The sequence below is a fragment of the Halorubrum rarum genome (assembly GCF_048380895.1).
Lineage (GTDB): Archaea > Halobacteriota > Halobacteria > Halobacteriales > Haloferacaceae > Halorubrum.
This window is the reverse complement of sequence record NZ_JBLWMN010000001.1, coordinates 200,959-221,829: the sequence shown is the minus strand read 5'-3', so window position 1 is coordinate 221,829 and position 20,871 is coordinate 200,959. Positions and strand designations below refer to the sequence as shown.

General features: G+C 59.8%; 15 protein-coding genes and 1 pseudogene. 8 read left to right on the top strand and 8 right to left on the bottom strand.

From position 1 onward, the window contains the following. Positions 1-35 precede the first annotated feature (35 nt). Positions 36-4,300 (top strand): annotated as a pseudogene (locus ACNSN7_RS01065) (Eco57I restriction-modification methylase domain-containing protein). 57 nt (positions 4,301-4,357) lie between these two features. Here the strand turns inward: ACNSN7_RS01065 and ACNSN7_RS01060 are convergent. Next, positions 4,358-4,906, bottom strand: a complete 549-nt coding sequence (locus ACNSN7_RS01060) for a hypothetical protein (RefSeq protein WP_418280004.1) — start codon at positions 4,904-4,906, stop codon at positions 4,358-4,360. Positions 4,907-5,615: 709 nt separating this feature from the next. Between ACNSN7_RS01060 and ACNSN7_RS01055 the strand changes: the two genes are divergently transcribed. Together ACNSN7_RS01055 and ACNSN7_RS01050 are read left to right on the top strand one after the other, a co-directional pair. Continuing rightward, entirely contained in the window at positions 5,616-7,259 is a 1,644-nt protein-coding gene (locus ACNSN7_RS01055; protein WP_418280003.1) for a reverse transcriptase domain-containing protein, read from the top strand. A gap of 986 nt (positions 7,260-8,245) precedes the next feature. After that, positions 8,246-8,821: a hypothetical protein gene (locus ACNSN7_RS01050; RefSeq protein ID WP_418280001.1), complete on the top strand. Its 576-nt coding sequence runs from the start codon at positions 8,246-8,248 to the stop codon at positions 8,819-8,821. Here the strand turns inward: ACNSN7_RS01050 and ACNSN7_RS01045 are convergent. From ACNSN7_RS01045 to ACNSN7_RS01020, 6 genes are all read right to left on the bottom strand, one after another. Further along, positions 8,793-9,083 carry a hypothetical protein gene (locus tag ACNSN7_RS01045; RefSeq protein ID WP_418279999.1) on the bottom strand — a complete coding sequence of 97 codons (291 nt, stop codon included), beginning with the start codon at positions 9,081-9,083 and terminating at the stop codon, positions 8,793-8,795. The genes ACNSN7_RS01050 and ACNSN7_RS01045 overlap by 29 nt on opposite strands. A gap of 923 nt (positions 9,084-10,006) precedes the next feature. Further along, entirely contained in the window at positions 10,007-10,339 is a 333-nt protein-coding gene (locus ACNSN7_RS01040) for an AzlD domain-containing protein (protein WP_418280206.1), read from the bottom strand. 38 nt (positions 10,340-10,377) lie between these two features. Next, positions 10,378-11,052, bottom strand: a complete 675-nt coding sequence (locus tag ACNSN7_RS01035) for an AzlC family ABC transporter permease (RefSeq protein WP_418279998.1) — start codon at positions 11,050-11,052, stop codon at positions 10,378-10,380. A 114-nt stretch (positions 11,053-11,166) separates the two neighbouring features. Next, a complete protein-coding gene (locus tag ACNSN7_RS01030) occupies positions 11,167-11,991 on the bottom strand; it encodes an RNA methyltransferase (RefSeq protein ID WP_418280203.1) in 825 nt (274 codons plus the stop codon). A gap of 38 nt (positions 11,992-12,029) precedes the next feature. Continuing rightward, a complete protein-coding gene (locus tag ACNSN7_RS01025; RefSeq protein WP_418279996.1) occupies positions 12,030-12,623 on the bottom strand; it encodes a DUF8114 family protein in 594 nt (197 codons plus the stop codon). A 65-nt stretch (positions 12,624-12,688) separates the two neighbouring features. Continuing rightward, positions 12,689-13,462 (bottom strand): SDR family NAD(P)-dependent oxidoreductase, encoded by a 774-nt coding sequence (locus ACNSN7_RS01020; protein ID WP_418279995.1) that lies wholly within the window; start codon positions 13,460-13,462, stop codon positions 12,689-12,691. Between the two features lie 123 nt (positions 13,463-13,585). On the opposite strand from ACNSN7_RS01020, the gene ACNSN7_RS01015 reads away from it, so the two are divergent. From ACNSN7_RS01015 to ACNSN7_RS01000, 4 genes are all read left to right on the top strand, one after another. Beyond that, a complete protein-coding gene (locus tag ACNSN7_RS01015) occupies positions 13,586-14,797 on the top strand; it encodes a dihydropteroate synthase (protein WP_418279993.1) in 1,212 nt (403 codons plus the stop codon). Positions 14,798-14,980: 183 nt separating this feature from the next. Next, positions 14,981-15,691: a 6-hydroxymethylpterin diphosphokinase MptE-like protein gene (locus ACNSN7_RS01010; protein WP_418279991.1), complete on the top strand. Its 711-nt coding sequence runs from the start codon at positions 14,981-14,983 to the stop codon at positions 15,689-15,691. A 151-nt stretch (positions 15,692-15,842) separates the two neighbouring features. Continuing rightward, complete coding sequence (locus ACNSN7_RS01005; RefSeq protein ID WP_418279989.1) at positions 15,843-17,162, top strand: MFS transporter; 1,320 nt, start codon at positions 15,843-15,845, stop codon at positions 17,160-17,162. Between the two features lie 124 nt (positions 17,163-17,286). Next, positions 17,287-18,552: a geranylgeranylglyceryl/heptaprenylglyceryl phosphate synthase gene (locus tag ACNSN7_RS01000; protein WP_418279988.1), complete on the top strand. Its 1,266-nt coding sequence runs from the start codon at positions 17,287-17,289 to the stop codon at positions 18,550-18,552. A 53-nt stretch (positions 18,553-18,605) separates the two neighbouring features. Here ACNSN7_RS01000 and ACNSN7_RS00995 read toward each other — a convergent pair whose 3' ends face one another. Next, positions 18,606-19,844 (bottom strand): hypothetical protein, encoded by a 1,239-nt coding sequence (locus ACNSN7_RS00995; protein WP_418279987.1) that lies wholly within the window; start codon positions 19,842-19,844, stop codon positions 18,606-18,608. 397 nt (positions 19,845-20,241) lie between these two features. Between ACNSN7_RS00995 and ACNSN7_RS00990 the strand changes: the two genes are divergently transcribed. Next, positions 20,242-20,853 (top strand): helix-turn-helix domain-containing protein, encoded by a 612-nt coding sequence (locus ACNSN7_RS00990; RefSeq protein WP_418279986.1) that lies wholly within the window; start codon positions 20,242-20,244, stop codon positions 20,851-20,853. Positions 20,854-20,871 lie beyond the last annotated feature (18 nt).

The following is a 20,871-nucleotide window of genomic DNA, read 5'->3' as shown; positions in this document are numbered from 1 at the left end:
TATTTGGTGATTCTCTAATGTGTTTCTATATCTCAATGAGTCAGGCAACGCTGGGGTCCGAGCCCTACCGGAACTCCAACCTCTTCTCGGGGTACTACCTCGACGAGCGCGTCGACGACTTGGACGATTGGGACGCCGACGAAGACGCCGAGGCCGCCTTCGAGATCCTCCGAGAGTTGTGGGATCTCGAAAGCGGGCTCGTCGAATCGTACGGTGAGGACGAGCTCCTCGATCAGTGGATAAGCGAAGTCCTCGGCGTCCTCGGCTTCGACACGATCTCCGAAGGGACGCTTCCCGACGGCGGGGGATACGTCGATCGACTTCTCTACGAATCCGAAGCGGAACGACGCGGAGCGGCGGAGCGAAAGCTCCAGCACGACCAAGAAGGGATGTTCTCGCGGGCCGCCGCACTGCTCGAAGCCAAACAGTGGGGCCACGACTTCGAGCGGCGGTTCAGCGAGGAACGGTCGTATCGCGACGCCTCCCACCAGGTGAAGTACTACCTCGAACGGACGCCAAGCGATCTCATGTGGGGCATCCTCACCGACGGCAAGAAGTGGCGACTCTACGGCACCAAAGATTACGAGACACAGACGTACTACGAGGTCGACCTTCCGGAACTCCTCGAATCGGGCGACGTAGAGCAGTTCAAGTACTTCTACTGTTTCTTCCGGCCGGAAGCGTTCGTCGAGGTCGCCGGCACGTCGTTCCTCGAAACCGTGTGGTCCGAGTCGGAGACCGCCGCACAGGAACTCGGCGAGGACCTCCAGGACAACGTGTTCACCGCGCTCCGGATACTCGGAAAGGGGTTCGTCGAGAACAACGACCTCGACATCGATCCGGAGGACGAGGCCGCCCGAGCCGATCTGAAAGAGCAGTCGCTCGTGTTGCTCTACCGGTTGATGTTCGTCCTCTACGCCGAGTCGCGCGGGCTGATCGATCCGGACGATCCCACGGCGAACGTTGAGTACCACGAGAACTTCAGCCTCGAGGAGGTTCGCGGCGAGATCATCGATGCGGTCGAGGGCGGCGATGTCGAGTCCGGTGCCGCGTTCCACGGGGAGTACAGCGAGTTCTCGACCACGATCTGGAACCGGCTCTCACGGCTGTTCGAGCTGATCGACGAGGGCGAGGAGGGACTCGACATCCCGCCGTACAACGGGGGGCTGTTCGACCACGACGACCACGCGTTCCTCGCCGACAACGACGTCTCAGATCCGGTGATCGCGGAGGTGATCTTCCGGCTGTCGACGACGGAGAACGACGCCGGCGAGCACGTGCCGGCGGACTACGCGGACCTCGACACGCGGCACCTCGGCTCCATTTACGAGGGGCTGCTCGAACACGAGTTTCGAATCGCTCCCGAGGAGGGGATGGCTGCGGTCGCGGCGGACGGCGGGCAGGTGTGGAAGCCCGCGGACGAGGTGTCGGTCGCGGACGCGGTCGAGACGGTCGAGAGCGGCGGCCTGTACGTCGTCAACGACGAGGGCGAGCGCAAGGCGACTGGGGCGTACTACACGCCGGACTACGTCGTCACGTACATCGTCGAGGAGACGGTGGATCCGCTGATCGCGGAGATCCACGAGGACTTGGAGGCGGACGGGCTCGATCGGAGCGACGGCGAGTACTTCCGGCGCTTCTACGACCGAGTGACGGATCTGACGGTGCTCGATCCCGCGATGGGGTCGGGCCACTTCCTGACGAAGGCCACCGGATACCTCACGGAGCAGGTGATGGAGGTCGTTCGCGAACAGGAGATCCAGTCGTACGACGAACAGGAGATCCGGCGGGAGATCTCCAAGGAGGCGATCTACGGCGTCGACCTGAACGGGATGGCGGTCGAACTCGCGAAGCTGTCGATGTGGCTCGAAACGCTCGCGGCCGACCAACCGCTCGCCTTCCTCGACCACCACTTAAAAGCGGGCAACTCGCTCGTCGGGAGCGACATCACGGAGGTGTTGAGCGAGGACGGTCCGGGCGACGACGACGGGCAGATCACCCTGACGCAGGCGTTCGCTCGGGTGCGGCAGGACACGCTCGAACACGTAATGGAGTTGATGGCGGACCTGCTCGCGTACGACAACGAGACGCTGGCGGACGTGAAGTCGATGGAGGAGCTGTACGACGAGATCCGCGACGACCCACTTTATAAACGCCTGTTCGAGTTGGCGAACGTTCACACCGCCGCGGAGTTCGGCGTCGACGTTCCCGAGGGCTCCTACGAGGAGATGGCGGGCGCGATCGAGGACGCGGACGATTGGGAGGGTATAAAAAGGGGGGGGGAGAATGGTTCAGAAAAGCACAGGCAACTGCTGAGGAGCACAATTTCTTCCACTGGGAATTAGAGTTCCCTGAGGTGTTCTTCGACCCCGAGGGGGAGACAATGTCTGCGGCGGGGTTCGATGCGGTTGTTGGGAATCCGCCGTACATTCGCATACAGAATATCGAAAATGAATCACTGGTCGATTATCTCGGAGACATCTATCAATCAACTCATCAAAATTACGACCTAGCTGTTCCATTTACTGAAAAAGGATACCAATTGCTCTCCGATGGTGGTTTATTCGGCTATATTGAGACAAAGAAGTGGATACAGGGCGAGTACGGCGAAAAACTCCGAGAACATATTACGGAACGATCAGCGGTATCCAAACTGGTCGATTTTGGTGATCAACAAATCTTCGATGGTGTCAGCACATACACTGTCTTGCTATTCTTAGAAAAATCAACTAAATCTGACTTTAGGTATCTCAATGTATCTGATCTGGAAGGAGCGATCACACAGCTTAACCAAGGAGACGGGGAGGGGCAAGTCCGTACAGAGAGAATGTATGCATATGACGAGGAGATTGGGAATATGGGGAGCGATCCATGGGTGTTTGCACTCCCGGGGGAACGAGAAATTCTTGATAAGATAGAGTCTCACCCAGACTTAGGGTCGATCACTGACGAGATATTTCAAGGGATCATTACAGGTGCAGACCCAATCTACATACTAGAAGTTTGTGAGGACAAAGGTGACACGGTTAGATTGTTTTCAAAAGATCAGGAAGAGATTGTTGAGCTTGAAAAAGACATATTGAATCCTCTTCTGAGAGGAAAAGATATGTCAAAATGGACTGTGTCTAGATGTGATCAAAGAGTAATATTCCCGTACATTACGAACCCATCAGAGGGCCAGTATTCGCTAATTTCTGAAGAGGTTATGAGGAAGAGCTACCCAAAAACATGGGAATACTTGACACAAAACCGTCAGAGACTCATTAATCGTTCGGGAGTGAATGGAGAGGGCTGGTGGCAGTACGGGAGGCCGCAGAATCTCGATAAGTTTGAAGCTGATAAATTAATGACCCAAGTATTAGCAGCCGAATCATCATTTGCCCTTGATGAGCAAGGAGAGTACGTATTTGTGGGAGGAGGGAATGCTGGCGGTTACGGGGTAGTTCTATCGCCAGATGTGAATCTCGAACATAAATCATTACTTCCTGTTTTAAATAGTAACTTGCTCGAATGGACATTACAGAAAGAGAGTTCACAGTTCCAAGGGGGCTACTATTCGTACGCTCGCCGATTCATAGAAAAGTTGCCAGTTTGCGTAAAGCAACTACAGCAGGATACCAACAAGGGTACTGAATCAGTGAGTGATGTCCTAATCGGGCATACAGAAGATCTACTAGATAATGTGGATCAGCGTCGGAGGCTCAATACGGACTTGTTAGACTACATAAATAGTGATGTGATCTCAGAGTCTATCACCAATATAGGGCTTCTTCAGCCGGCATCACAAAGCAGTCAAAAATTGGAGAAAGACACTGGTGATTTCCCTAGTCTCCGCATCGGTTCCGCTCACATTAACCGCGAGTCTCCCAACACGGTCCTGATAAAGGCTACCGCTCGCTACAAGCCCGACGACGAGGATGCGCACGAGACCGACCAGTGGGGCTACACGGAGACGGAGTACCTGCCCGCGTTCCGGATCACGGACCTCACGGAGCGGGAGGCGGACCTGATCGAGCACTTCGTCCCGGTCGCCGTCGACGAGGCCGGCGGCTTCGCGAACTTCCGCGAGACGGCGACGAAGACGAACTCGCTCATCGACCGCTTAAAAGCGATCGAACTGCCCGACGTCGACGACGTCGCCGACGACTTGGAGAACTACCTCCGGACGAAGGAGCGCGCGGAGGAGTTGGACGAGCAGATCGAGCACACGGACCAGCTCATCGACGAGATCGTCTACGAACTGTACGGACTGACCGAAGAGGAGATCGAGATCGTGGAGGAGGTGGTTGACGACGACTAAATCGCTGCTTCTGATCCGTTGAATCTCGACTGAGATGCCCGCGAGAGAGCCAGCTGGTCAGGCCTCTTCAGTGAAGATCTCCAGTTCGGCCGTGTCGTACCCGTACTTCTCCATCACCTGTTCGATCTTCCGAACGCAATCGTTCGCGGAGAAGTTGGTCTCGAGGTACAATCGGGTGTCCGGTATCTTTCGAGGTTTGACGAGGTCTGCCTGCTGGCCTTCCTCCACGAAGTAGCTTCGCGTACGGCCCTCGATCTCGGTAATCCGCTCGTGATCGTCGACGTCGCGAAGGATCCGTGCGACCGCCGTCGTGAGGGCGTCCGCCCAGCTGTCGACGTCGTAGGTCTCGTCGAGGATCTTGAGTACGGAGGGCGTCATACCGGTGTAGTCGTCGATCTCCGTGGGTTCTCTCGACGTCGGTTCCTCGGAGAGTTCCTCCCGGCTGGCGTTTCGGAGAAGCTTGTTGATTGTCTCCGCGAACTCCTGGTACGCGCCCTGGAGGAAGACGAACTTCTCGCTCTGCTTGTCGTACGCGTATCGTTCAGCGACGTCGTGGACGCCGCGTTCGGCCGTGGACAGGTTCTTGTCGGGATTCGGTGTCCACATATCGAGCAGCTCAATGTCCCTGTTCCTCTGCTGTACTGCCTGAGGGTGTTGTCGATGTCCGTGGACTTGCCGATCTTGATGTCCATGATCTTCAGGCCCGAATACTCCAAGTTAGAGATCTTGATCGCGTAGACGACTTCGTTCATAGACCGGTCTTGTGTGAGTAGTCTCTTGAGGGTTTCCCGGGAGTATGAGTAGAGGCGAGGCAGGTCGTATTTCGAATTTCGTGCGATCGGAACATCGTCCATGTTGGCGACACTCTGAGCCTAGGAAACGGTGCATACCGCGCTGGTGATGACAGCCGGCCTTCCCGGGGCTCCGTGGACACTCATGAAACCCCTGTACTCGAATATAGTTGAGAACTTGAATCTCTCGCATGAGGGCAGAGCTGACTGGCGGTTCGACGCGCAAATCGTCGACGGGCCACTCTCGATATTCTCGCTATCTTCTATGAGGACAATAGCGTCGACGAGGACGACGTGCCGGAGTGGGCCGCGCGTTGACAGCGTCGTCGGTGAGCGGTTTGAGGGCAGTCGGTGATAACAGACGCTGTCTTTTGATATCTCAGCGAGGAGAGTCGATTCAAATTGAGGATCCTCGATCAGATGTCGGAACATATCTGCTTCGTAGGTTACTGGCGATTTACTCAGTTTAATTTATCTGATAATGAATGAGTAAATATAATAGCATACCAATGCTTCGTGGCACCATGGAACTAGAGGTTAGCAGCGATCTCAATCTTGAATTAGCATGGCGCAAATCGAAACGAGATTTGAATCATTATATGAACTCCTTTGCAAGGATACCACATATAATAGAGATCTTGGACAGCAAAGAAGATGAGTGGTTAGAGGACCTTTCTCTTCGTCTTGATGGTTCTGAAGACCGAGTATATACGCCTCGGTCTCCTAGAATTATAGATGTACCAAAATCTGATTATCATCTCCGGCCTGCACATATACTTACTGTTGAAGATTTGGTAGTATATTCAGCACTCATGCTTGAACTCTATGATGATATCCAAGATGAGATTTCATGGTCTGCAGGTAACCGCCGGTTTTCTCATATCCTTTACGAGAATGTCTCAAAAGACAATAGGTGGCAAGATTTTGAGAGAGAATACTGGCGTGAAATGCAAGAAGAAAAAATTGAATTATCTGGCGAATATAAATACGTAGTAGAAACTGACATCTCCGGATTTTATGAAAACATAGATATAGAGCGGTCAATATCTGTGATAAGACAAATAACTGAGGAAGAATCAGTAGCACACAACCTTTGGGAACTACTAGACTTTTGGTCACAGCCACGGAAGCGGGGACTTCCTCAAGGCTACGGTGCATCTGACATTATTGCAGAAGTATATTTAGACAGTATAGACCAGAGACTATCAAACCATGGTATCGACCATGTCCGATTTAATGATGACTTTACGATATTTACGAATAACCGGGACGAGGCTATAGATACGCAAAATCTACTTGAGAAATGGTTTCGGGCGAAGGGCTTGAATATGAAAACTGGAAAGACCGCGATTAGAGAAGCAAACGAAGCAAAAGAGGACTACAATGAACCCGAATCTGTCTTTCAGGATATCAGAGATGATCTACAGACCGCCCCAAAGAAAAAAGCCGAGGAAATACCAGTATCTGCGACGCCATATGGGAGTGGAGAATCAGAGGCAGTTGTCCAGACTGATAACACAGGCAATGATAACCTAGAAAGTGAAGTAGAAGGCCAAGAATTTGAGGAGGATGTATTAAAAAGAGCATACAGAGAATACATACAGGAATATGAATTTGACCAGCTAGAAAATCATTTATTTAGATATATAATCAACCGTCTTGGAAATAATGATAGTAGTATTGCAGTTGACTACTGCCGGCAGTATATTAGAGAGGGTAGATCAGATGTTCGCCGGATTATTTATAATTACTATGATGATTTGTCTAACAAAGATGAAATCGCAAACGATCTGGCTCAAGACATCACAGAGAACAATTTACGATACCCATATCATGAATACATATTAATACGGTGGTTCTTCGAATCTAATTTTGAATCAGATGCGATCCTCCATGCTGCTAGACAAATTCTTAACGAGCATGAAAGTTCTTTGCTGGAAACACGTGACTATGCAATAGCAATTTTAGGAGAACATGGTGACTATTCTGATTGGGAACAAATAGAATTAATATACGACGGTGAATTTCGCCCGTCTAGTAAATCTATTTTAATATACTCTCTTAGGAAATTTGAACCAGTGCACAGGAGCAATTTCTACGATCGTGTTGACATTTCTGATAAAATTACAGAATTATCTATTGGAGCTGCTAAAAGTAAGTCTGATTGAGGACAGAATTGTGGCTCAGCCATCTCATAGGCCGATTTACAATATACTCTCTATATAAAAAGCAGACTTCATCGGATATCTTGACTGTTTATACGACCGCCATCTCATTCTGGCAGTACCACCTTCCTCGCGTCAATCTGCTTCCTCACACCGGCGACCCTTCAAGAACAGCTTGCCCTCAGACCGAGTGATTCACAGTGGTACAGGGTATTCGCAGCTGTGTACGTCTACGCGGGAGTCCACCACCTTCGCAAGAATGTCGTCGGTTAGCTTCTCGCCGTGAGCTACGCGTATTGGCTCTGTTTCCACACCGATCGGTGGCAATGGTTCCGACGGAAGACTCTCGGATTGCTCGTCGTGACGTCGATCGTGGTCAATGGGATCGATCTGCTTCTTTGGATCACGCTTGTCCTGCTGCAGTTGATCGAAGTGTTGTATGCTGGAACGGTATGGCCACTGATCACCGGGATCGTCACGTTCGGAATCTTCATATAGATCATCGAGTCCTCTACGAACACGGCTGGGAAATTTTGACGAACAAGATTTCATTGGGAACTCTCGTGCTTCGGGTTACTTCCGGAGCAATCTCGTGGGTTTGCTGGCGATCTTGGTGCTTCAAATGTTTCTGCGTCTCTGGTAGAAAGTGGGACGTTTGTGAATGTGTTCTTTCATGGAACTGAACTGATTGGAGGGGAAATTGTTGCTATTGCAACTGCTGTAAGATAGTTACGATAATAACTACGACAATAAGTCCAAAGATAAAAGGAGGGAGAAATTCTGTTGCTAGTGCGATTATCCAACTCGGATCTCCACCTCGGACTGAAACCCACACAACAACGAGAATAAATCCCGAAAATAGGAGAGAAATGAGAGCAAGAGCGTCTTCTACAGGATTACTCATTATCGGATAATTAAGAACCGATCGTGAATAATCTACCGTCTAATTTTGGATATAGCTTTTGTACCTGGACGCGGAAATCTAGAATATGTACGATGAAGATATTGAATCAATCTCTTTCGGATATCTTCAAGAGGCTTCTTATGGGACCTCTATACTGCTGATATTTTTGTTGATTTGCGCATTGCCCATGCTTTTCGCGACCATCGCGGATGGCCAAATTTTGTCGTACGTTCTTTTTGGGGTCCTAGGTTGGTCTTTCTATTATGGCCAGCGTTATGCAAAAATACGCTTAGAAAATCCAGATACAGAGCTGAACGATGAAGAGACAACGATGAGTGAGGCAATTGGTTCCGTGTTGTATTTTAATTCTATTCTATTCATCGGAGTCATTCTAGCGACAGCATCTGCGGAGGTTTGGAATCCTTTTGCTGGTCTTCTGATAGCCCTCGTTTATCCCGTGTACGACACCGAAATCGCGACATACAAACTACCCTTGAGTATTGGTGGCATCTGCGCAATCGTTTTCGGAGTCTTCGTGTGGATTACCGGACGTATTTCCAACTTTGCTGAATCGTTAGACACACCAGAAATGAAATTTGGTGACTATCTTACCAACTTTCCGATTTCCTATCTTAGTCGCTTGCGTGCACGACCTCGGTGAGTTCGTTTAGGGGGACAATCGAACAGAAGGTTACCTTGATACAAGCTATAAAAACGAACAGAAAGACTCCAATTGCACCTTCAAGAGGGTCATACGGAATGACCTGCGGCCAAGCGAGAAATCCACCAATTACTGCACCAACGCCAGCCCAAATTGCAAATAGGGACCCTTCAACAACGATCTTTGCGGAGTAAGCGAGGCTACGGCCTATCACATGACCCGAATTCCATCTCTGTTCAATCCATTCTAGCGTCTCTCCCATTCTTATCCACAATAAATCATATCTGGGTTATATATCTGGGGCTCTATTGAAACCCTCAGCAAATGACATAGCGGACTCGGTCGCGGTCAATACAGAGAACCTCTGTTAAATTGGCCACAGAGTTAAGCTCTAGTTGGAAGAATCGATGGTTGATGAAAGCAGAACTTTTGAGTGCCCCGAATGGGGGACACAGGTAGAGGTACAAGTGGATCCCGAACCACCTAATGAAATCACCAGATGTGGGGTGTGTTGGGAAAAATTCAAGATACAGTATCTTTCTCGCTGTCACATATCTACTCGTCAATAAATGGTATTTTATTCAAAAACACCTGAAGAATGGTATCTCAATAGAGCCTCTCATATCTCATGCACTCACACGCTATCCCTCGTCGATATCTTCCAAGTCGTCGGCATTAAACTCACCGCGAGGTAGGCGTGTCCGCGGTCGGTGATTCGATAATAGCGGCCCTCAACTTGTTCCACGAGTCTGGCTTGATCTAGCTTGCTGACCCGGCGAGACATCCAGCTTCGCGTATTGTCTAAGTTCATCACTAGTACCGCGAGGTTAGAATGAGGCGCGACTTATCAAGAAGTTCAAGCACCCGGTCACCGGTCTGGTTCATTCGTTCCACCCACGGGCGCATAGTCCCATATCATTCTTTGGCTTACAACTACTATCAGTCGGCTTTCGTCTAATGTAGTACACGACTTCCTGAGTTAGTTTAAGTCCTTCAAAAACCACGTACTCCCACCCTCACGGACTTATTCACTCTCTTCGACGACGATCCTCGCCCCCGCCGTCACCGACGGGAACGTCGGGCACGGGAGCGGACCCCTGACAGGGAGCTTATAAACTCCAGAACGTAAACGAGTGTATCAGGGCATATCTCCTTCGGATCCCGAAAGAACTGCCACACCGGCTCTCACGCCAACACGACGAACCGGAACAGCCACAGCGCCGCCATCCCCGCTCCGATCGTCGCGAAGACGTTCTCGGTCCGCCAGGCGACGACGCCGGCGACGATCCCGGCGATCAGCCGGTCGTCGACGAGCGTCGCGGCGACGGTCGGCCGGATCGTCAGCAGGTCGGGGACGACGAGCGCAGCGAGGACGGCCGGCGGAACGAACCGGAGGACGCGACCGACGCGGTCGGGGACCTCGTCGATGCGCCCGAACAGGTGGATGAAGGAGAGACGGAACCCGTACGTCGCGAGGCCGATGGCCAGGATCGCGAGCCAGAGACGGGCCGGACCCATCGACGTCGCGGAGAGCGGCGTCGCCGCGACCGTGGCGATCACAGCGACACCTCCTCGGCGATCAGTCCGGCGACGACGCCGACGCTCGCACCGATCGGCAGCGCGAGGTTGTAGGGCAGCCCCGCGACGGCGACGGTGACGGCTCCACCGACGGCCGCGGCGGCGGTCGTCGGTCGGTCCTTCATCGCGGGCACGAGCAGGGCGAGGAACACGAGCGGGATCGCGAACGTGAGCCCCAGCGACTCCGGGACTCCCGTCCCGACCACGACGCCGACGACGGTGCCGACCACCCACACGGCCCAGATCGCGCCGCCGGCACCGACGTAGTACCACCGACGGTCTCGGCGCTCGTCGTCCGCGAACTCGGCGACGGAGAGCGCGTACGCCTGATCGGTGAGCAGGTACGCGAGCGCGGCTCGCGTTCGGCGGCGGTAGCGTGCGAAATGCGTGGCGATCGACGCGGAGTACATGAGCATCCGGAGGTTGATCACGACGGCGGTCCCGACGACGACCGCGAGCGGCGCGTTCCCGCCGATCAGGTCGAGCGCGGCGAGCTGTGACGCGCCCGCGAACACGATCACCGACATCCCGACCGCCTGCGTGAGCGTGAGCCCCGCCTCGACGGACGCGATACCGGCCACGAGCGCGAACGGAGCGATCCCGAGGAGGAGCGGGCTCGCGTCGCGAACGCCGGCACGGAAGTCCTCGTGCATACCTCTCGACGAGCGCGCCCGCCGGGGAAATCGGTGTCGGATTCGCGAGCGGTTCGCGCCCCCCGGGTCGGGGTCTCGACGGGGGGCTCCCTCGTCGGTGGCTCCGCCGGCCGACTACTCGCGCGGGTACGGCGGTTCGTCGTGTTTCGCCGCGAGGTAATCGGCGTGCTCGAGTTTGGTGTTCGCCTTTCGGAACGTTCCCAGAAGCGAGTGGATCTCGCGTTCCGTCGGGTGGGCGCGACCGAGTAGCCGGCGCATCTGCAGTTCGTTCTTCTCGCACCGGTGCGGCTGCTGCCCGGTCGCGGTGAGGAACTCCCCGAAGTAGTCGTGGAAGCGCTCGACGTCGGGCTCGGCCGCACGGGTGACTTCGGTGTCCGGAAGCTGCGTCTCGTCGACGGTCAACTCGCGGAGCTCGTACAGGAGAACCGTCGCCGCCTGCCCGAGGTTCAACACGGGGTAGTCGTCGTCCGCGGGGATCGAGCACACCTCGTCGATCCGGCGGAGCTCGTCGTTGTTGAGCCCGCGTCCCTCCCGACCGAAGACGATGGCGGTGGGCGCGGAGACCGTCTTCAGCGACTCGCGGAGCTCCGCAGGCGTCTTGAACGGGAACCGCTCGTGGCTCCGGTCGTCCTCGCCGGTGATCGCCGTGGTGCCGACCGTGTGGTAGTTCTCGACGATCTCCTCGAAGGTGACCTCGTCGGCGTTCGGCAACACGTCCTCGCGGGCGTGGCCGGCGAACCCGTACGCCTCGCCGTCCTCCCGCAGCTCCGGCGGGTCGACGAGCTTGAGGTCCGACAGCCCGAAGTTCTTCATCGCCCGCGCGATGGTACCGACGTTGCCCGGCGTCTCCGGTTCGACCACGACGACGACCGGCTCCGGTCGGTCCGAGTCCGGCCGGTCCGAGTCCGGCCGGTCCGAGTCCGCTGCGTCGGGTTTCATCGTCGTCTCGGTCCGTTCGTCGGCCGCCTCCTCCTCCCTCATCGGTTCGAGGGGTAGTCGGTCGAGAGGTCGACGTCGGCGTCGGCGAGGTCCTCCTCGCTCAGACGCTGCTCGTCGTCCGGTTCGTCGACGCCGGCCAGCTCGCGGATGTCGATCCGGTCGCCGTCGAACCCCTCCTCGAGTCGTTCCTGTATCTCCCGTTGGTCCGGCGGATCCGGAAGCTCGTCGGGGTTCTCGTCGACGTGCTCGACGGAGCCGTAGCCGTCCGGAGCGCTGTTGCCGGCGGCGATCCACTCGTGGAACCGGTCGCCGAACTCCACGGTCCCTTTGTGCTCGCTGCCGCCCGCCTCGCGGAACCAGTAGACGAACTCCGGCTCGTGGGTCGCACAGAGGAGCACCTCGCCGCGGGGCTCGCCGTACACGATCTCCGCCTGGGCACAGCGGTGGATCTCGGCTTCGCCGTGATCGAGGTAGCAGACGTCGCACGGCTCCTCGACGAGCTTGACGAGCCTGACGAGTCGCTCGCGCGGGTCCTCGGGTATCTCGTCGAGCGGCTTCAACTCGCCGTCGTCCGTAAATATCTCCCCTTCGTCGAACCGCCAGCCACGGAGTCCGACGCTCACTTTCGCCATGGGCGAGGTTGGATCGGCGCGGATAAAAGCGCGTCCTTCCGGGAAGGAGCGGTCCGTCCCCGTCGTTATCTGCTTAAGTATCCGCCATCGACGTCGAGCGTTTCACCGGTAACGAACGACGCGGCGTCCGACGCGAGCCACGTGACGGCACCCGCGATCTCCTCGACGTTACCCAATCGTTTCATCGGGTGGAGCGCTTTCGTCTGCTCGAGCAGGTCCTCGTCCCTCGTCACGCCGGCGTCGTCGAGCATTTGCGTCTCGATGTACCCCGGACACACCGCGTTGACCCGGATGTCGTCCGTCGCGTGGTCGAGGGCCGCGACCTTCGTGAGGCCGACGACGCCGTGCTTCGACGCCGTGTACGCCGGCGTTCCCGCTTCTCCGACCCTGCCCAGAATGGAGGCGGTGTTGATGATCGCGCCGCCGCCATCCTCGAGCATGACCGGAATCTCCTCGCGTAGACACCGCCAGACGCCAGTGAGGTTGACGTCGATGATCTGCGACCAGTCCGCCTCGGATATCTCCTCGGTGGCATCGAACGTGCCACCGATCCCCGCGTTGTTGAACGCCACGTCGAGCCCGTCGTACTGCGTTGTGGCCGTCTCGATCAGCCGCTCGACGTCGTCGTCGTCGGTGACGTTCACCTCGACGAACGTCCCGTGCCCGTCCGTCCGTTCGGTTATGGTCTCGACGGTTTCCTCGCCGCCCGCGACGTCGAGGTCTCCGACGACGACGTTCGCGCCGCCCTCGGCGAACGCGACGGCGGTTTCGCGACCGATCCCCGACCCGCCACCGGTGACGACGACCGTCTTTTCGCTGAAGTCACTATCGTATGACATACATAGACATTCATTATAATGTATCTTAACTCTGGCGCGGGTTCCTGTGGATCGAGAACGTGCGCGCCGACTCATCGCCGTCCGTTCCGGACCCGATTTAAGCCTCGCGGCCCTCGTACGGCTATGCGAAACGTGGACGCCGCGGGGCTCGGGATCGGCGACGACCACCCGCCCCGGATCATGGGCGTGCTCAACGTCTCCGAGGAGTCGCCGTACGACCCGAGCGTCTACGACGATCCGGGCGAGGCGGCGGCGTACGTCGACGAGGCGCTCATCGACGAGGGGGCTGACATCGTCGACGTCGGACTCGAATCGGCGAACAAGAAGTTCGAGGTGCTCTCGGCCGACGAGGAGCTCGCACGACTCGATACGGCGGTCGAGACCATGGCGTCCGTCTCCGGCGACGCGGTCTGGTCGATCGAGACCCGGTACCACGAGGTCGCCGACGAGGCGCTCTCCCGCGGCTTCGACATGGTCAACGACATCTGCGGGTTCGCGGACCCACAGATGCCCCGCGTGTGTGCCGACCACGACGCCGCCGTCTCGAAGATGGCGTCGCCGCCGGACCTGGAACGGCCGGGCGCGATCGAGGAGGTCGACGACATCTACGACGCCCTCTCCCGGAACGGGTTCACCGAGAAGACGCTCCTCGACCCGGCGTTCGGCGGCTGGTCGGAGGCGAAGACGCTCGCCGACGACCGCGAGACGTTCCGTCGGCTCCGGGAGTTCCGCGGCTACGGTCGTCCGTTGCTCGTCTCGATCAACCGCAAGAACTTCCTTCGTGACGTCGCCGACCGGAGCACCGAGGATGCGCTCCCCGTCTCGCTGGCGGCGACCTCGCTGGCGGTCGAACGGGGCGCACACGTTATCCGTACGCACGACGTGGCCGAGACGCGCGACGCGGCGCTGATCGGCGCGGAGTTCGCCCGCGATCGAACCAGTCACGACGGCGAGGTCGGCGTCGAGGAGCTCGACGTGACGACGACGCGGGAGGCGAGCCGCCATCTCGACCGTCTCGACGTCGACGACCACGCGATCGCGGCCCGGTCGGTCGTCCGGAGCTACGAACTCGAGGGAGTGAGTCCCGAGGCGGTCGGTGCGCTTCGGGCGGCGGCCGCCGACGTCGACGCGGCGTTTGTCACGGCCGGCGCGACCGACCGGTCGGCGGGGACGTCAAGCGCGACTGATGGCGGCGACGGAGACGGACGAGCACACGGGGTCCGCGGTCTCCTCGTCGGCACGCCGGCGTCGATCTCGTCGGTGAAAACGGAGGTATCCGGCGTCACAAACGCTCTCGACCGGGCCTTTGATGCGATCGCGGCCACCCTCAAGTAAGAGAAAGTTTATGCCAATGTGTGGACAACGATTCGACCGGACGCCGGAGGGGCACGCGGGTAGGGGTACTCTGTGCCACTCCGGCCCATACCGTATTTTTCGCCACCAGCGACCGCATCGCTCCGACGACCCCCCGCGAGCGTCGACGCGTCGACGCCGACGGCCGAGCGCGAGGCGTCACCCGTGAACTTCGAGACGTTCGAGCCGGTGTACGAGGCGATCCTCGCCGACTTCGGCTTCGATCGGGTCGCCGACGAGCGTGCTCGGGACGTGGCCGCCGGGTACGCGACCCCGTTCCCGCTCGAGCGACTCGACGGCTGGCGCGGTCGAACCGTCGCGGTCGCGGGTGCAGCCCCGCGTCTCAGCGAGGACCTCGACGTCGCGCGCGAGGCGGACGTCGTCGTCGCGGCCTCGACCGCCGCGGACGTCCTCCTCGACGCGGGCATCGACGTCGACTGCATGGTGACCGATCTCGACAAGAACCCGGAGACGGCGCTCGAACTCACCGATCGGGGGGTCCCGGTGGCGGCGCACGCACACGGCGACAACGTTCCGGCCGTCCGCGAGTGGCTTCCCCGGTTCGATCCGGAGTGGACGCTCGTGACGACACAGGCCGCTCCGACCGGGGCCGTCCGCAACACGGGTGGGTTCACCGACGGCGACCGGGCCGCCTTTCTCGCGGACCACGTCGGGGCGGGTCGTCTCGTCTTTGCGGGATGGGAGTTCGACGACCCCGACGTCGGGGCGATGAAGGCGAAGAAGCTCTACTGGGCCGCTCGACTCCTTCGCTGGCTGGAGCGACGACGCGGCGAGCGCTTCGACGTGCTCGACGACCGGCGCGAACGTCTCAGCGAGGAGTCCGGACCGGCCGCCGACCGGTGGTCGAGGCGCTAGCGGTCGACGAGGGCCCGTCGGGGAGACGGGTGTTCAGGTACAACGGGCCGCTTGCACAACGGTATTGTTCGTCCGCCACGTCGATCGATGTATGTGCCGACCGGGAGGTATCGACGCGGATGACTGAGCGCGTTCGGCGACGGCGCGAGCGATGAAACGGCTGTTCGGCGTCAACCCGCAGGTGCTGGCGCTCGCGCTCGCACGGATGTCCGAGTCGGTCGGGAACTCCTTTCTCGTCGTCGTGCTCCCGCTTTTCATCGCGACCGACTTCGTCACCGGCGCGACGTTCGGGCTGACTGAGGTGTTCATCACCGGCGTCATCCTCTCCATCTTCGGGTTCGTCAACAGCCCGCTTCAGCCGTTCACCGGACGTCTCTCGGACAGCACCGGAAAGCGGAAGGTGTTCGTGCTGTTCGGCCTCGTGCTCATCGCGGCAGCGAGCTTCGCGTACTCGCTCGCGACGTCGTACTGGCACCTCGTCGGGCTCCGGGTCCTGCAGGGCGTCGCCGGCGCGTTCATCATCCCGACGACGGTCGCGCTGGTCAACGACCTCGCCACGGAGGACAACCGCGGCGGGAACATGGGGACGTACAACACGTTCCGGTTGGTCGGGTTCGGCGTCGGTCCCATCGCCGCCGGCGGCGTCGTCGCCGCCGGTCCCTACTCGGTCCCCGTTGCCGCCGGGACGGTGACGATCACGGGGTTCGACGCCGCGTTCTACTTCGCTGCCGCCACCGCCACGCTCGCGTTCTTCCTCGTGGTGTTTCTCATCCGCGATCCGGACATCGAGCCGAAAGCGGACGACGACGAATCCGTCCTCGACGGGATCGCGATCCGCGATCCGTCCGGCGAGAACCTGCTCGATCCCGTGTTCGCGCTCGGGGTCGTCTCGTTTTTCATGGCGGTCGGGATCGCGGTGTTCGCCACGCTCGGCGACATCGTGAACACGCGGCTCGATCAGGGGCCGGAGATGTTCGGTCTCCAGTTCGCGGCGTTCGTGCTCGCACAGATCCTCCTGCAAGCGCCGATCGGTCGCGCGACCGACTTCTACGGCCGGAAGGCGTTCATCGTCGTGGGGACGGTGCTGCTGGTGCCGACGACGTTCGTACAGGGGATCATCCCGGACGCCACGCTCCTCTCGGGCGTGATGTCCGACTCGTGGCTGATGTTCCTCGCCCGGTTCCTGCAGGGCGTCGCCGGGGCGATGGTGTTCGCGCCGGCGCTCGCGCTCGCGGGGGACCTCGCACCGGCCAACGAGTCCGGATCGACGCTGTCAGTACTCACGATGGCGTTCGGCTTCGGCGTCGCCGTCGGACCGCTCCTCTCCGGGTTCCTCGTCGCGTGGGGGTTCGCGGTTCCCTTCGCGTTCGCGGCCGCGCTCGCGGCCGTCGGCGTCGGGATCGTTCTCACGCAGATCGACGAGGTGGTGACGCCCAAGCGGGCGATCCCGTTCGTCGGCTACGTGACGTGAGCGTCGTCGGCTACGTGACGTGAGCGTCGTCGCCTACGTGACGTGAGCGAGGGAACGAAACGTACGCCCGCCGGGATGGGAAGGCTTAATCCTTGAGCCGTTCGTCTCCGGATCGTTTCCGTCCATGAGTTCACTCGACGCGCTCGCCGGCCGGGTCGGTCGCCTCCTCGGCGCGGGCCGCGCGGTCGTTCGGCACGGGCTACGGCTCGACACGAACCCTGTTCCGGGGTCGTGGGCACACGTGACGAAGGTCGATCCGGAGGAGCGAAAGAAGCTCCCGATCGCCTTTCCGCGCTACCTCCGTCACACCGACGCCGTCTCGGTCGGCGGTTCAGCCGACGTCACCGACGAGAACACGGCGCGGACGTTCGCGCTGCTCGACCCGCTCGACACGCCGGCGTTCCACGAACCGAGCGGGGCGAGCCACGTCACGCGCGAGACGCTGTCGACGGCGACGTTCCTCGCCGTCCCGCAGGTGCTCAACGGCGACGACGAGGCGTTCATTGGCACGTTCGGGGCGGGCGTCGAACACGTCCGCGAGGAGATGACGCCCGCGGTGCTCGGGCGGCTCTCGTGGATACCGGGGGTCGGCGAACGACTCGCGGCGACGCTGACGGATCTGCTGATCTCGAACGCCGTCGTCGAGGCGTACATCGTGCAGAACCCGGACAGCGCGGCCGCCCGCGAAAGCGGCGTGACGGCGGACGACACGCTCGACGCGCTCGAGGCGAAGCGGCGTGCGATGGCCGCGGAGTACGTGCTCGGCGCGGAGGTGCTGTATCTGGAATACTCCGGGACGTACGGTGGGGAAGCGGGTGCGGCGGCGCTGGAAGCGATCGACGACGGCGTGGACTGGACGCGCGTCTGGTACGGCGGTGGGATAAACTCCCGGGAGAAGGCGACCGCGATGCTCGACGCCGGGGCGGACGCCGTCGTCGTCGGCGACGCGTTCCACCGGATCGCCACGGAGGAGGCCGGACTCGCGGCGGCGTATCTCGACGAGGCGGACGATCCCGCCGAACCGACCGTCGGTGCGGCCGACTGGCTCGCCGACGCCTGCGACGTCGCGGACACCGAGGCGGCCGGCTATCTCTCCACGATCCCATCGGTCGCCGATCCCGTCGCGGAGGCTCGGCGCTGTCTGGCGGCGGGAATCCGCGCACATCGGTCGATCGCTCTGGCGTCCGGATCCTCGTCGTCGGACGGGCGACTCCGTATCGACGCCGAGATCGTCGAGGACGTCGCCCGTGCGGTCTGCGTCGACGTCGACGACCCCGAATCGTTCGCGACCCGACTCGTTGCGGCGGCCGTCCACGACGGCCAGACGGCGTTCCCGTCGTGGAAGCTGGTGGATTCCTCGGAGTCGTCGGACCCGTCTGCGTCGCCGTAGCCGGTCGTTCGTCGGGCTCGTCCGCGTCGTCGCCGTCCGGCCACCCGAACCGATCACTCGTGACCGGGAAGCACGCTCGGGGTCCCGCTGTGGAACACGTAGTTCGTCCCGATCCCGGCCAGCGGCGAGTCGGTCGCGGCCGCGTACCGTTCGGCGGCTTCGAGGTAGTCGTTCGTCGCGTCGACGACGTTGCGGTACGCCTCGCGGTCGGAGTCGGCGAGGAGGTACTCGGCGGTCACGGGCGTCAACTGCGTCTCCGCGAGGTCGGCGTCGTAGTCGTCGATGTCGTCGAGCCAGATCTGCGCACCGATGATCGTGAACACGATCGAGCGTTTGAACGTGTCCTCGATCTCGATCCCGGCCGCGCGGTACATCTCGATCATCCCGTCGTAGATGACGCCGACGCGACCGTACTGCGTCTTGAGGTACGGGAAGGTGAGCTCGGCGTCGACGAACAGCTCCTCGGGACGAATGCGGGGCTCGGCGTCGTGGTCGGGGGCGTCGAACGACCCGTACTTGTACTCGTCGCGGATCGCCTCGACTGCGTCCGGATCGCCAGCCTGTGCGTCCGCCATCAGGTCACGGAAGTACGGGTCCCGGTCCTGGTGAGCCTCGGAGCGATCGACCGCTTCACGATAGGCGTCCCGGACGGCGTCGGGGAAGCGCTCGAACAGCTCGTCGACCTGTGCCCGGAGCGCCTCCTGTGCGAGTTCGGCGGCACGAGCCCGGTCGACCCCGTCCGCTCCCTGGACCAGGAAGTCGTCGTACTCGGCGTCGTTGATCGCGTCTCGCATGTCCCCGTCGAGCAGCGCGACGACGACGAGTTCCGTCACGTCCTCCGCGCGGTCGATCACGGTCGACTCCGATGTACTCGACGTACCCGATGTACTCGACGTACCCGATGTACTCGACGTACCCGATGTACTCGACGTACCCGACGTACCCGACGTGCGTGCCCGCTGGTACACGTGTCCCAGCGTCAGCTCCGCGGGCATCGTGAGCTTCGTGTCGTACGCGAACGAGACGTCGGCCGGCCCCACGCCCGCCTCCTCGGCGATCGATCGTTCGACGTCGACGAACGCGTCGGCGATCACGCCGTCGACGTAGGCGTCGACGCGGCGCTGGATCCGGACGACGTCGAGCGCGAGGTTCCCGGTCGTCGCGTAGTAGTCGAGCACCGCACGGAGCGACGTCGGGAGCGCGGCGACGCCCGCGAGCGACCGCGCGAGACGTGCCGCGAGTCCGGCATCGCTCTTGAGGGCGTCCTCGCCGGCTGGCTGGTCGCCCGTCATCGACGGCGACCCGTGACCTTTGGACGGCGATCGTGGTGCCACGACGGCAAGCGGTTCATTGTCTCGGGGTCGAACGCGTCCACGATTAAACCATGTGGTCTCGGTCGGTGACGTCGTCCACGCGGCGGAACGCTGATCGCCGAGGCGGACGTCGTCGCCGAGGGGGAACGCTGTCACCGAGGGGGGACGGTACCATCGAGGGGAAACGGCGTCGCCAAGTCGGATCACCGCATCCAGCGTGGTTCCCGTACCCAGCGTGGAACCTACAGCGATGGCGACGTGTCACATCCGGGACTGCCGGAGATACTGATAAATTCAGGAACTTGTTCGCCGATCTGTATAAAAACGGATCGGCGGGATGGCAAACCATATACCGCTCAGCCCGGTACGATCAGGTATGTCTGACGCTGCGGATGTCGCTTCTCGTCGCCGTCTTCGAGTCGATCTCGATATCGAGCCCGGGCGGGACTGGGACTGTCCGATCGTCGACGAGTCCGACAGCGTCGCCGACGTGAACGTCAACGCGGTCGGCGAGGAGTGCAACGTCGACCTCCAACCTCCGGGCGAGGACGGGATGATCAGGGCGACCGGCGAGGTCGGCGACGACTGTCTCTGCCGCGCGTTCCAGCAGTTCGGCTGCGTTCCCCACATCCAGCGCGTCGAGGATCGGTCGATGCTCGTCACGACGTACGTCGACGACCGCGCGGTCATCCGCGAACTCATCGAGGTGCTCCAGGAGATGCTCGGTCACGTTCGGCTCGTTCGGCTCGCGGTCGTCGAGGGGCCGGACGCGACCGAACAGGTCACCTTCGATCTCTCCTCGCTCACGCCGAAACAGCGACAGGGCCTCGAACTCGCGGTCGTGCGCGGGTACTTCGACGACGACCGTGAGGTCGACCTCGGCGCGCTCGCCGACGAACTCGACATCAGCAAGTCCGCGCTCTCCCAACGACTCCGCACCGCACAAGCGAAGCTCGTCAAGAACGTGTTCGACGAATCGGACACCTGACGACGATTTAAAAAGGTA

What these genes read in the sequence shown, in the direction of transcription:
- ACNSN7_RS01060 (WP_418280004.1), bottom strand. Translation starts at nt 4,906, where the DNA reads ATGTGGACACCGAATCCCGACAAGAACCTGTCCACGGCCGAACGCGGC.
- ACNSN7_RS01055 (WP_418280003.1), top strand. Translation starts at nt 5,616, where the DNA reads ATGGAACTAGAGGTTAGCAGCGATCTCAATCTTGAATTAGCATGGCGC.
- ACNSN7_RS01050 (WP_418280001.1), top strand. Translation starts at nt 8,246, where the DNA reads ATGTACGATGAAGATATTGAATCAATCTCTTTCGGATATCTTCAAGAG.
- ACNSN7_RS01045 (WP_418279999.1), bottom strand. Translation starts at nt 9,083, where the DNA reads ATGGGAGAGACGCTAGAATGGATTGAACAGAGATGGAATTCGGGTCAT.
- ACNSN7_RS01040 (WP_418280206.1), bottom strand. Translation starts at nt 10,339, where the DNA reads ATGGGTCCGGCCCGTCTCTGGCTCGCGATCCTGGCCATCGGCCTCGCG.
- ACNSN7_RS01035 (WP_418279998.1), bottom strand. Translation starts at nt 11,052, where the DNA reads ATGCACGAGGACTTCCGTGCCGGCGTTCGCGACGCGAGCCCGCTCCTC.
- ACNSN7_RS01030 (WP_418280203.1), bottom strand. Translation starts at nt 11,991, where the DNA reads ATGAAACCCGACGCAGCGGACTCGGACCGGCCGGACTCGGACCGGCCG.
- ACNSN7_RS01025 (WP_418279996.1), bottom strand. Translation starts at nt 12,623, where the DNA reads ATGGCGAAAGTGAGCGTCGGACTCCGTGGCTGGCGGTTCGACGAAGGG.
- ACNSN7_RS01020 (WP_418279995.1), bottom strand. Translation starts at nt 13,462, where the DNA reads ATGTCATACGATAGTGACTTCAGCGAAAAGACGGTCGTCGTCACCGGT.
- ACNSN7_RS01015 (WP_418279993.1), top strand. Translation starts at nt 13,586, where the DNA reads ATGCGAAACGTGGACGCCGCGGGGCTCGGGATCGGCGACGACCACCCG.
- ACNSN7_RS01005 (WP_418279989.1), top strand. Translation starts at nt 15,843, where the DNA reads ATGAAACGGCTGTTCGGCGTCAACCCGCAGGTGCTGGCGCTCGCGCTC.
- ACNSN7_RS01000 (WP_418279988.1), top strand. Translation starts at nt 17,287, where the DNA reads ATGAGTTCACTCGACGCGCTCGCCGGCCGGGTCGGTCGCCTCCTCGGC.
- ACNSN7_RS00995 (WP_418279987.1), bottom strand. Translation starts at nt 19,844, where the DNA reads ATGACGGGCGACCAGCCAGCCGGCGAGGACGCCCTCAAGAGCGATGCC.
- ACNSN7_RS00990 (WP_418279986.1), top strand. Translation starts at nt 20,242, where the DNA reads ATGTCTGACGCTGCGGATGTCGCTTCTCGTCGCCGTCTTCGAGTCGAT.